General features: G+C 59.3%; 8 protein-coding genes. 5 read left to right on the top strand and 3 right to left on the bottom strand.

The window, feature by feature from the left end; genetic code table 11:
• Together tssI and yccS are read right to left on the bottom strand one after the other, a co-directional pair.
• Positions 1-1,280, bottom strand: a 1,280-nt coding sequence (gene tssI / locus ADS46_RS03960) for a type VI secretion system tip protein TssI/VgrG (RefSeq protein WP_156524469.1), incomplete at its 3' end; no start/stop codon positions are given.
• A 152-nt stretch (positions 1,281-1,432) separates the two neighbouring features.
• Entirely contained in the window at positions 1,433-3,619 is a 2,187-nt protein-coding gene (gene yccS, locus ADS46_RS03955) for a YccS family putative transporter (RefSeq protein WP_066316501.1), read from the bottom strand.
• Positions 3,620-3,790: 171 nt separating this feature from the next.
• Between yccS and ADS46_RS03950 the strand changes: the two genes are divergently transcribed.
• The 5 genes from ADS46_RS03950 to ADS46_RS03930 are packed head-to-tail and all read left to right on the top strand — an operon-like array spanning position 3,791 to position 8,825.
• A complete protein-coding gene (locus ADS46_RS03950; RefSeq protein WP_066316499.1) occupies positions 3,791-4,609 on the top strand; it encodes a DUF3100 domain-containing protein in 819 nt (272 codons plus the stop codon).
• Positions 4,596-5,090, top strand: coding sequence for a hypothetical protein (locus tag ADS46_RS03945; RefSeq protein WP_082925973.1), 495 nt, complete (start codon positions 4,596-4,598; stop codon positions 5,088-5,090). The genes ADS46_RS03950 and ADS46_RS03945 overlap by 14 nt, the downstream gene beginning before the upstream one ends.
• Before the next feature lie 10 nt (positions 5,091-5,100).
• The gene (locus tag ADS46_RS03940; protein WP_066316496.1) at positions 5,101-6,258 is read left to right on the top strand and encodes a M20 aminoacylase family protein; all 1,158 of its coding nucleotides are present in this window, start codon (positions 5,101-5,103) and stop codon (positions 6,256-6,258) included.
• Complete coding sequence (locus ADS46_RS03935) at positions 6,259-7,278, top strand: NAD(P)-dependent oxidoreductase (protein ID WP_420706088.1); 1,020 nt, start codon at positions 6,259-6,261, stop codon at positions 7,276-7,278.
• Positions 7,275-8,825, top strand: coding sequence for an aldehyde dehydrogenase family protein (locus tag ADS46_RS03930; RefSeq protein WP_066316490.1), 1,551 nt, complete (start codon positions 7,275-7,277; stop codon positions 8,823-8,825). The genes ADS46_RS03935 and ADS46_RS03930 overlap by 4 nt, the downstream gene beginning before the upstream one ends.
• On the opposite strand, the gene ADS46_RS03925 is transcribed toward ADS46_RS03930, so the two are convergent.
• Complete coding sequence (locus ADS46_RS03925; RefSeq protein ID WP_066316489.1) at positions 8,804-9,748, bottom strand: LysR family transcriptional regulator; 945 nt, start codon at positions 9,746-9,748, stop codon at positions 8,804-8,806. The two genes, ADS46_RS03930 and ADS46_RS03925, sit on opposite strands and share 22 nt — an antisense overlap.
• Positions 9,749-9,757: the final 9 nt, after the last annotated feature.

Raw genomic sequence — 9,757 nt, 5'->3', positions numbered from 1 at the left:
CCTCCGCCTGCCCAGCCCTGGGCAACCCGCACCCAGCAGCTTGCCGTTTCATTGGGTTCAGCGTAGCGATCCCAGGGGAACTGGACCTTGACCCGGCCATGCTCGTCGCAGTGAATCTCTTCGCCGTCCGGGCCGACCACAAAGGCGACCTGGGGCCCATCGACACGGGGCTTGGGATTTGGCGTGGCGCGCCAGGGGGCATCGCCGGGGATCAGCATGACCTGGTTGTGGTAGCGGGTCATCCCGGCAGCGTCACCCTGCGTGATGCCATCTTCTTCCAGCGCCTGGGGCTGTTCGCCGTGGTGAAGAACACTGATGGCCTGCCAGTCGCGGTTGAGGCTGTCAGTGTCGTGGTCAGTCAGTGTAAAGCGCAGGCCGGGGGCGAGTTCGGGCAGGTCGCTTTCGGCACTGGCGGTGATCGCTTCCCGGCGCAGCTGTTCCAGGCGGATACGGGTAAAGGGCTCGCCGGAGGCGTCCTGCTTGTAGCGGCCAGGGTAGTCGTAGTGTTCGTAGTCCACTTGCTGGCCGTGCTGCTCGACGTCCCGGCCCAGGTGGTCGTGGAACTGCGCATAGGCGGGATTTTTAAAGCTGTAGTCTTTCAGCGTGGCGGACGAACTTCCCACCCGGGCGGTGTGGCTGAGCTTGCGTACATGACGTGTGGGTGCGGTGCCGCCAGCGCGGCTGTGGTACGTGCGCTCGCCGAGATGGGTCAGTACCTGCGGGTCGTCAGCAAACACCAGTCGGTGGGCGCCGCCGTCACTATCCTCGAACTCATGAAAGTAAAACAGGCCCTCTTCCGCGGCCAGGCGCTCGATAAAGGCAAGGTCGGTCTCGCGGTACTGCACGCAGTACTCGCGCTCGGCAAGCTCGCGGGTGACCGCAAAGGCCACGTCGCGGATGCCGCGCTCGTCGCACAGGGTATTGATGATGGTGAGCGGGTCGACTTTCTGGAAGATGCGCGAGTTGTGGCGCAGTGAAAGCCGCCATAGCGCCGGGCGCAGCACCAGGGAGTAGAAAGTACGGCGATGGCCGCGGTCGCCGCGGCCAAACTCGCTGACAATACCGTGCACCCGGCGCAGCGGTTCGCCGTCCTGCCAGATGGTGAGTGTTGCTTCACGATCCAGGAGGTCGGCAGCCTCCAGGCTGCCATCACGGCTGGCCAGGTTGAGCGCCAATTCGAAAGGCTGGGAGAACGCTTCGCGGTGGGTGAAGTCGATCACCGCGACATCATCCACCCCCGGTAGCCTTAGGGTGAACTGCAGGCCTGTCTCCGCCCCCATCCTTTCCGACATCATGCCGCTCCCCGGATCGTCAACTACTAATAAAGACGATCAGAATAGCGAGCCAGAAGCGAAGCGCAACCCTTGCAGGGCACGTCACAGCGATCTCTTACACGTGTAGGAGATCGCTTACAATGAGCGCCTTTGAGCCGTTATGTTTCCACTGTCGGCGCGCTGATAAGACGACTCGCCGCCTCGCTCAACGGTGCCAGCTGGTTAGCAATCAGGCGTAACTGGCTCTGGATGGGCCGGTAACGCGTGGCGGCGTTTTCCTCTTTGGCTGGGTCTTGGTCATCGAGCTGTGCGATCAGCGCCTCGGCCTGGGTCGACAGTGGGGTGATCGGCTGGCGATTTTGAAGCTGCTCGGCGAGCTGGTCGAGCAGTTCGCACATGCGCGTGGCGGCGGGCACAGACGCGCTGTCGTCCTCGTCGTCGGCTAGCTGGTGGCGATGGGCACCGAGTGCCGAAAGGTGGCTCAGCAGGGTGTTGGAGAGCACCAGAAAGCGCAGCCCGTTGTCGGCATCCTGCTTACGGTAATGCCCCGGCTCGTGAAGCATATTGGTGAGCAGCGTGGACAACGCCGCATCGGCGTTATGCGCATTGCGCCGTGCCAGGCGATACGCTAAATCGTCCTGCTTGCCTTCTTCGTACTGGTGAATGATTTCTTCCAGGTAGCGGCGATGGTTGGTCAGCACATGCGCGGCCTCGCGATTCAGCCGCCGACCTTGCCAATCGGGCAAAATGAAGAATACCGCCAGGCCCGCGATCAGGGCGCCAATCAGCGTATCGAACAGGCGCGGCCAGATAAGATCGAAGCCGTCACCCACCTGATTGAAACTGCACAGCACCAGCAGGGTGATCGAGGCGGTGGCGATCACGTAGTGCTTTTCGCGGTTGGCGAAGAACGATACCCCCGCGGCGACCGCGATCAAGCTTTGTACCAGTGGTTGCGGGAACAGGCTGATCGACGCCCAACCGACGATCAATCCCAACACCGTGCCCATGATCCGCTGAGAGAGGAAACGTCGTGTGGTGGCAAAGTTGGGCCGACAGACAAACAACGTGGTGAGCAGAATCCAAAAGCCCTGCTGAGGGTCAATCCACTGCATGATCCCGTAGCCGGTCATTAGCGCGATGGAGAGTCTCACTGCATGGCGAAAAGTGGGCGAGCCCAAGGTAAAGTTGAGCCGCACCCGTTTCCAGGCTTCCAGCAGGCTAGAGGGTGAACGGTCGTAAAGCGCGCTGTCACGGCGTTCGCTGCCGGTGTCCGGATTGTGCGCACTGGCAATCTGCGCTTCCAGGGTGGTCAGGTTGTCGGCCAGTGCGTTGAGCGGGCGCATGAGCGGGCGCCACTCGGGTTTTTCCCGGTCGTCAAGGTTATCAATCGAGGCGCGTAGATCAGCCAGGGCCTGCTCGCTTTGTTCGTGGCCGAACGGGCGGTTGAGCAGTAGCGACTTGGCTAGCTGACGGCAGGCACGACCTTGTTGATCAAGCAGCCGCTGGCAGCGAAACAGCACGTCATGGTGAAAAAACGCCTCGGTCAGGGCGCTATACGGGTAGTGAGTGGAGCTTGCGCGCTCGTGGATATCCTGGGCGATAAAGTAGATGCGTAGATACCGGTTGAGCTTCTGGTCACCCCGCTGGCCTTCCAGGCGACGAAAGATCATCTCCTTGGCCTGATTAAGTGCGGTGACGACCTTGCCGTTCTGACGTGCCAGCGCCACACGGCGGGCCTCGACATCCACGCCCCGGACCGGCTCGAACAAGGCCGACTTCAAGATCAGAAATTCCCCCAGCGCCTTGTATACCCGCGCCATGCTCTGCTTGACCGGTTGGCGCGAAAAAAGCGCACACCAGATGACCGAAATAACGCCGTACCAGGCGGCACCCGCCAGGAGCAAAAGCTGGCGGTAGGCGACATCTTCATCCACCCCGCCGTGCTGTTCAATGTTGATCATCGAATAGATCGACAGAATCAGTGTACCGGAGGCGATGGTGGCGTAGCGTTGGCCAATGGCCCCGAGCATGATCAGGGTAAAGGTCGACACTGCCAGCCACAGGGCAAACAGCCACGGCCAGGGGAACAGCCACTGTACGATGAACGACGCCGAGGCAAAGCAGGCAAGCGTCACCAGTAGCGCCTGAAAGCGACCCTCCCAGCTGTCGTCGGTTTCCGACAGGGCGCTGGCGATAATACCCAGAAACAGCGGGATGACCAGCGCGACATCGCCCAGCAGCGCGCTCAGCAGTAGCGCACCGCTGAAGGCGATAAACACGCGCAGGCTGTAGGCGAACTTATCCAGCGTCCAGAGGCGGCGCAGCGGTAAGGCGATGGGCATAGAGACTCTTATAGTTAGATACTAGACTTTAGTATAACGCTGTGGGCGGTGGATGTCGCCACTTCCGCTCCCAACGGTTGAGCGTTCTAAAAAATAGCGCACTAAAGCCCTATGATTGAAACAGTAACCTTTCGATACTCGGAGTGACTCTAAAAAAAACAGGATACTCCTATGGATCTCAAGCTGCTGCTGGACTGGCGTCTGCACCTCACGGTGATTGTGACGTCGATGTTTGCCGAGTGGGTCGGCATCGTACGTATTCCCCTTGGGCCAGGAACACTGCTGTTACTACCGCTGCTCTACGCCTTTGTAATTGGCGTACTGTTCAATCCTCATCTTTTCTCGACAATGGGCAAGGTCATTCCCAAACCGGTCAGCAATGCCGCAGGCCCGATCATTCTGGTCGCTATTTTGCCGTTTATTGCCAAGTTTGGCTCCACCATTGGTCCTGCCATTGAGCAAATTATTGCGGCGGGCCCGGCGCTGATACTCCAGGAACTGGGCAATTTGGGCACCATGCTGATCGCGCTGCCCTTTGCGGTCTTGGTGCTTAAAATGGGTCGGGAATCGATCGGGGCTACCTACTCTATCGCCCGCGAACCCAATATTGCCATTATTTCAGACCGTTACGGGCTAAGAAGTCCGGAGGGTATCGGCATCATGGGTGTTTATGTCGTGGGCACCATGTTTGGCACGCTCTACTTTGCCTTGATGGCGGGCTATATCGCCTCGCTAGATATTCTCGATATTCGTGCTCTGGCCATGGCCTGTGGGGTGGGCAGTGGCAGCATGGTGGCAGCGTGTTCGGCTGCCTTGGCCGAAGCGGCTCCGGCATCCAAGGATGAGCTGCTCGCCTTTGCCGGGGCCAGCAACCTGCTCACCTACGCCACCGGTCTGTATATCTCGCTATTTATCGCGCTACCGGTCACCGAGTGGATGTACAAGCGCTTAAAAGGTTCGCGTCAGGAGGTTAGCCATGAAAACTCATGAGAGTACGGTCGATCAGTTTGATGCCGAAGCGCTAAAAGAGCTGCGCCCGGAAAACCAGCTCGGCAAAACGGCTTTGGTACTGGCCGCCGTGTGTATCGCTGCGTGGTTTAGCAATATCGTCAACGGTTCGCCGCTGTTAGACGCGCTGCCCGGCATGCTGATTCTGTATGTGATGGTCATTATCGGTTTGGTGATTGGCCGTTTTTGCCCATTTTACCTACCCAGCGTGGCCTGGGTGTCGCTGGTGAGCATTATCGCAACGCTGCCCTTTTTTCCGGGTAACGGCTGGATAATCGCCCGATTGGCCGAAGTGGACTTTCTTGCGGTGGTCACACCGGTACTGGCCTACGCAGGGCTGGCGCTTACCGGTCGTGAGTTTGCCATGTTCAAGCAAACTGGCTGGAAGCTGGTGATTGTGGCCCTGCTGGTCTTTACCGGTACCTTTATTGGCTCTGCCGTTGTCGCCCACTTGATGCTTTAAGGACAAGACGATGACTGCTTCAGTAGACTTACCGGAGAATGAAGCGCTAATCGCCTGGCGCCACGATTTTCACCAACACCCGGAAACCGCCTTTGAGGAGCACCGCACCAGTGCGCGTATTGCCGAGCTGCTGACTGAGTGGGGATTTGAGGTAACCACCGGGATTGCCGGAACGGGTGTGGTAGCCGCTCTGGATGGTCAACAAGGTGAAGGTAAAACCATCGGCCTGCGGGCCGATATCGACGCCTTGGATATTCGCGAAGAGACTGCGCTTGCCTACGCGTCGCAAACGCCGGGCAAGATGCACGCCTGCGGCCACGATGGACACACAACGATGCTGTTGGGCGCTGCCTGGGCGTTAAAGCAGCAGCCGGATTTCAAAGGCCGGGTGGTGTTTATCTTTCAACCCGCCGAAGAGAACGCAGGCGGCGGCCGGGTGATGGTTGAAGAGGGGCTGTTTGAGCGCTTTCCCATGGATGCCGTGTACGGCTTGCATAACTGGCCGGGGCTGCCCGTAGGCGTCGCCGCGGTGCACGACACCGACGTCATGGCCGCCTTCGACATCTTTAGCCTGACGCTGACTGGCAAGGGCTGCCATGCGGCGATGCCCCATTTAGGTACTGATACGGTTTTGGCGAGCTGCCAACTGATCGGCCAGCTGCAAGGGCTGGTAAGCCGCGAAACGCCACCGGACAAATCTGCCGTGCTGAGCATTACCAGCATTAACGCGGGGGATACGTTTAACGTAATTCCCGAGCAGGTGGCGCTGCGCGGCACGCTGCGCTGCTTTGATATGACGCTTAAAGAGCACTTGGAGACGCGCTTTAAGCAGGCGATTGCCAGCCTGGCGGAGTTTCATGGCTTGACCGTTGAGCTGGATTACCAGCGCTGCTATCCCGCCACTATCAATACCCCTGAAAACGCGCAGCACTGCGCCTCGGTGCTGGAGCGCTTACTCGGTAGCGAGAACGTGATCCGCAACCCACCGCCCAGCATGGCCTCTGAGGATTTCTCGTTTCTACTTGCCGAGCGCCCCGGCGCCTATATCTGGATGGGCAACGGCGAGGCGTCCGCGTCGCTGCACAACCCGCGCTATGACTTTAACGACGCACTATTGCCGCTAGGCGCACGCTACTGGGTGGAGCTGGTAAGCGCACTGCTCGTCTAAATCGTTACTTTTTTTAACTACAAGCGTTATTCGCTCTCTGATGCCCAATGGGTAGGGGAGCGTCTACGCCAAATATCAACACCGAACACGGCGTTTCGTTACCCAAAAAGCGCTGTAGGGAGTTATAGAATGTCTTTAACCATTACAGTCATCGGGCTGGGGCAGATGGGCGGCAATATGGCGCTCACCCTTAAAGCAGCAGGGTTTGCAGTAACGGGTAGTGATCTATTTGAGCAGGCGCGGTCACGCCTCGCTGCCCAGGGGTTACCCGTCGTGGCGCCCGAAGAACTACCTGCAAGCGATGTATACCTTCTGTCGCTGCCGACTTCCGCCCATGTGCGCGAGGTGATCGAGCAATCACCGGGCTTACTCAGCCTAGCGCCGAAAGGCAGTGTGATTGTGGATACGTCGACAAGTGATCCTCAGGTTAGTCGCGAACTGGCTGAAAACGTCATCTCAGCGGGTCTTCAATGGCTGGACGCCCCCGTTAGCGGCGGCCCTAAAGGCGCTGCCAGCGGCAAGCTAGGGATGCTGTTAGGGGGCGATGAAAGCACTATCGAACGCGTATTGCCGATGCTGGAAGCCATGTCGGCTAAGCGTACCCATGTGGGCGGCCCGGGCAGCGGCCATGTGGTCAAGCTTGCCAATAATTACCTGTGTGCCGCGCACTTGTTAACCACCGCCGAAGCCGTTGCTATGGCAGCCAAGGCGGGTGTTGACCCCGCGGCCTGCTTGGCAGGCCTTAACAATGGTTCTGGGCGCAGCGCGGTCAGCGAGGTGAACTTCCCAGAGTGGGTGTTGAGTGAGCGTTTCGATTCTGGCTTTACCACCGGTTTGATGCGTAAGGATTTACGTTTGGCCCGGGATGCCGCTGAGCAACTGGATATCCCCTCGCCGCTGTTACAAGCCGTGGTCGATGCCTGGCACGCGAACCCCGAACAACCAACCGATAGCGATGATTTTAACCATATCACCACGCCGATATTAGCGCGTGCCAGCCAGGCGGAGGAGCCGTCATGAACGCACTTAGCCAACATGCCCAAGACCACCTTGCCACGCTGCTCGAAGGTTTTGGGTTAACGGCCACCACGCTGCTGAGCAACTGGGTTGATGGCGAATTAGTCGCGGGTGATGGTGAAATGATCAGCCTGATTAACCCAGCCACCGGCGAAACACTGGTGGGCTATCACGACGCGGGTGCTGGGCTTATTGAGCGTGCCACCCAAGCGGCACAGCGAGGCCAACGTGAATGGATGGCGCTCACCGCCAGCGAGCGCGGACGTCGCATGAACGCCGCCGTACGCGGCCTGGCGGGCCATGAAGAGGCGCTGGCTCAGTTGGAAAGTGTGGTGGCCGGTAAGCCGATTCGTGACTGCCGGGCTGAAGTCGGCAAAGTGCGCGAGATGTTCGAGTACTACGCGGGCTGGTGCGATAAGCAGCACGGCGAAGTGATTCCAGTGCCTACCTCGCATCTTAACTATGTGCGCCATGTACCTTACGGCGTGGTGGGGCAGATTACCCCCTGGAATGCCCCGATGTTCACCTGTGCCTGGCAGTTGGCCCCGGCTATTGCGGCGGGCAACGGCGTAGTACTGAAGCCTTCTGAGCTGACGCCCTTCTCATCGGTGGTGATTGCCAAACTACTCGAAAGCGGCGGGCTTCCTAAAGGGCTGATTAATATCGTCAACGGGCTGGGCAAGTCGACCGGCGCAGCACTGACCGACCACCCTGCCATCAGCAAACTGGTATTTGTGGGTTCCCCCCAGAGCGGACGCATGATTGCCGAAGCGGGCGCGAGGCGGCTGGTGCCCAGCGTGTTAGAGCTGGGGGGCAAATCCGCCAATATCGTGTTTGCCGATGCTAAGCTGGATGAAGCCGTTGCGGGCGCCCAGGCGGCCATTTTTGCCGCCGCTGGCCAAAGCTGTGTGGCAGGGTCGCGCTTATTGATTGAGCGCGGAATGTTTGAGCAGGTCACCACCCGCTTGGCGCGGGCGGCGGAGCAGATTGCGGTGGGCCTGCCCAGTGATGAAGCGACCCGGATGGGGCCGCTGCAGAATCGCCGCCAATTTGATCAGGTCACCCGCATGATTGATGCGGCGGTAGCCGCTGGTGCAACGTTGTTAACGGGCGGTAAACGACCAGAGGGATTACCTGACGAGGCTCAGGGCTATTTTATCGCCCCTACCGTGCTGGTCGATGTCACCCCTGATATGAAGATCGTCCAGCAAGAGGTGTTTGGCCCGGTGCTGGTGGCCATGGCCTTCGACGATGAGGCTCAGGCCATTCAACTCGCCAACGAAACACGTTTTGGCTTGGCTGGTGCCGTTTGGAGCCAGGACGTAGCAAGGGCACATCGCGTCGCCGGGCAACTGCGTGCGGGCACGGTATGGATCAATAGCTACAAGGCGATTAGCGTGATGTCGCCTTTTGGTGGCTTTGGCGATAGCGGCTTTGGTCGCTCCAGCGGTTTGGATGGACTGCGCGAATACACGGTGCCGCAAAGCGTCTGGGTGGAAACCGCCCCCGAAGCCAGCGTGGCGTTTGGTTACGGCAGTGGTGTTGGTTGATCGCTTACCGAGCCGGGGTTTCGGAATGCCTGCATCCAGCGCTGCAGGTGGCGTAGCAGCAGAATACTGGCCTTGGGCTGTTGGCGGCCTACCCGCGTGACCATGTGGGCCTGGGAGCGCTGAAAAAGTGGGTTATCTACGGGGCGCGCCACTAACGTGCCGAGCTCTAAATCGTGGGCGACGGCAAAGGCGGGCAGGAGGGTAATGCCCATGCCGCTACGCACATACTGGGCCAAGATCACCATTGAGTTGGTATTCATCGCCATGCGCGGGGCTATACGCGACTGCTGAAAGGCTTGGTCAACCATTTGACGCACCCCATGGGTAGTGTCCCACATGGCCATGGGCTGGTCGCTAAGCTGGGTAAGCGTGAGCGGTGCCGTTTGGCTGGTTAACGGGTGGTCGGGCGGCAGAATGGCCATGAGTGGCTGAGGCTTGGATGCCCAGAAGCGTAGCTGGGGGTGGGTTCGCTCATGGAACATCAAGCCGATGTGCGAGTGATCGTCGACAATGGCGTCAATAATGCCCGAGGTGCCTGCGGTATGGATATCGAGCTGAATGCCCGCATAGCGTTGGGTAAATTCATGCAGCGGGGATGCGACTAGGTCACTGACAAACCCTTCACCGACGGTAAGCGATATCTTGCCGGTTTCCATGCGCTGGTAGGATTCAAGTGACTCAATAAACCCTTCATCAAGGGCGCCGCGGCGTTCGCAGTATTCAAGCAACATTTCGCCTACCGGGGTAGGCGAAATGCCATCGCGATGACGTTCCATCAGGGTGGCTCCCAAGGCTTCTTCCAGCAATGCAATTTGCCGACTAACCGCCGAGGGAGCAATGTCCAAGCGCGCCGCTGCGCGGCGCACTGAACCAGACTCCAGGGTAACGCGGAAGTACACCAAGCGTTGATGAGGAATGTCCATCGATAGCTG

Source organism: Halomonas sp. G11 (assembly GCF_001663515.1).
Lineage (GTDB): Bacteria > Pseudomonadota > Gammaproteobacteria > Pseudomonadales > Halomonadaceae > Vreelandella.
The sequence above is the reverse complement of the archived record's forward strand: the minus strand, read 5'-3'. Positions and strand labels throughout refer to the sequence as shown.

What these genes read in the sequence shown, in the direction of transcription:
- ADS46_RS03930 (WP_066316490.1), top strand. Translation starts at nt 7,275, where the DNA reads ATGAACGCACTTAGCCAACATGCCCAAGACCACCTTGCCACGCTGCTC.
- yccS (WP_066316501.1), bottom strand. Translation starts at nt 3,619, where the DNA reads ATGCCCATCGCCTTACCGCTGCGCCGCCTCTGGACGCTGGATAAGTTC.
- ADS46_RS03950 (WP_066316499.1), top strand. Translation starts at nt 3,791, where the DNA reads ATGGATCTCAAGCTGCTGCTGGACTGGCGTCTGCACCTCACGGTGATT.
- ADS46_RS03925 (WP_066316489.1), bottom strand. Translation starts at nt 9,748, where the DNA reads ATGGACATTCCTCATCAACGCTTGGTGTACTTCCGCGTTACCCTGGAG.
- ADS46_RS03940 (WP_066316496.1), top strand. Translation starts at nt 5,101, where the DNA reads ATGACTGCTTCAGTAGACTTACCGGAGAATGAAGCGCTAATCGCCTGG.
- ADS46_RS03945 (WP_082925973.1), top strand. Translation starts at nt 4,596, where the DNA reads ATGAAAACTCATGAGAGTACGGTCGATCAGTTTGATGCCGAAGCGCTA.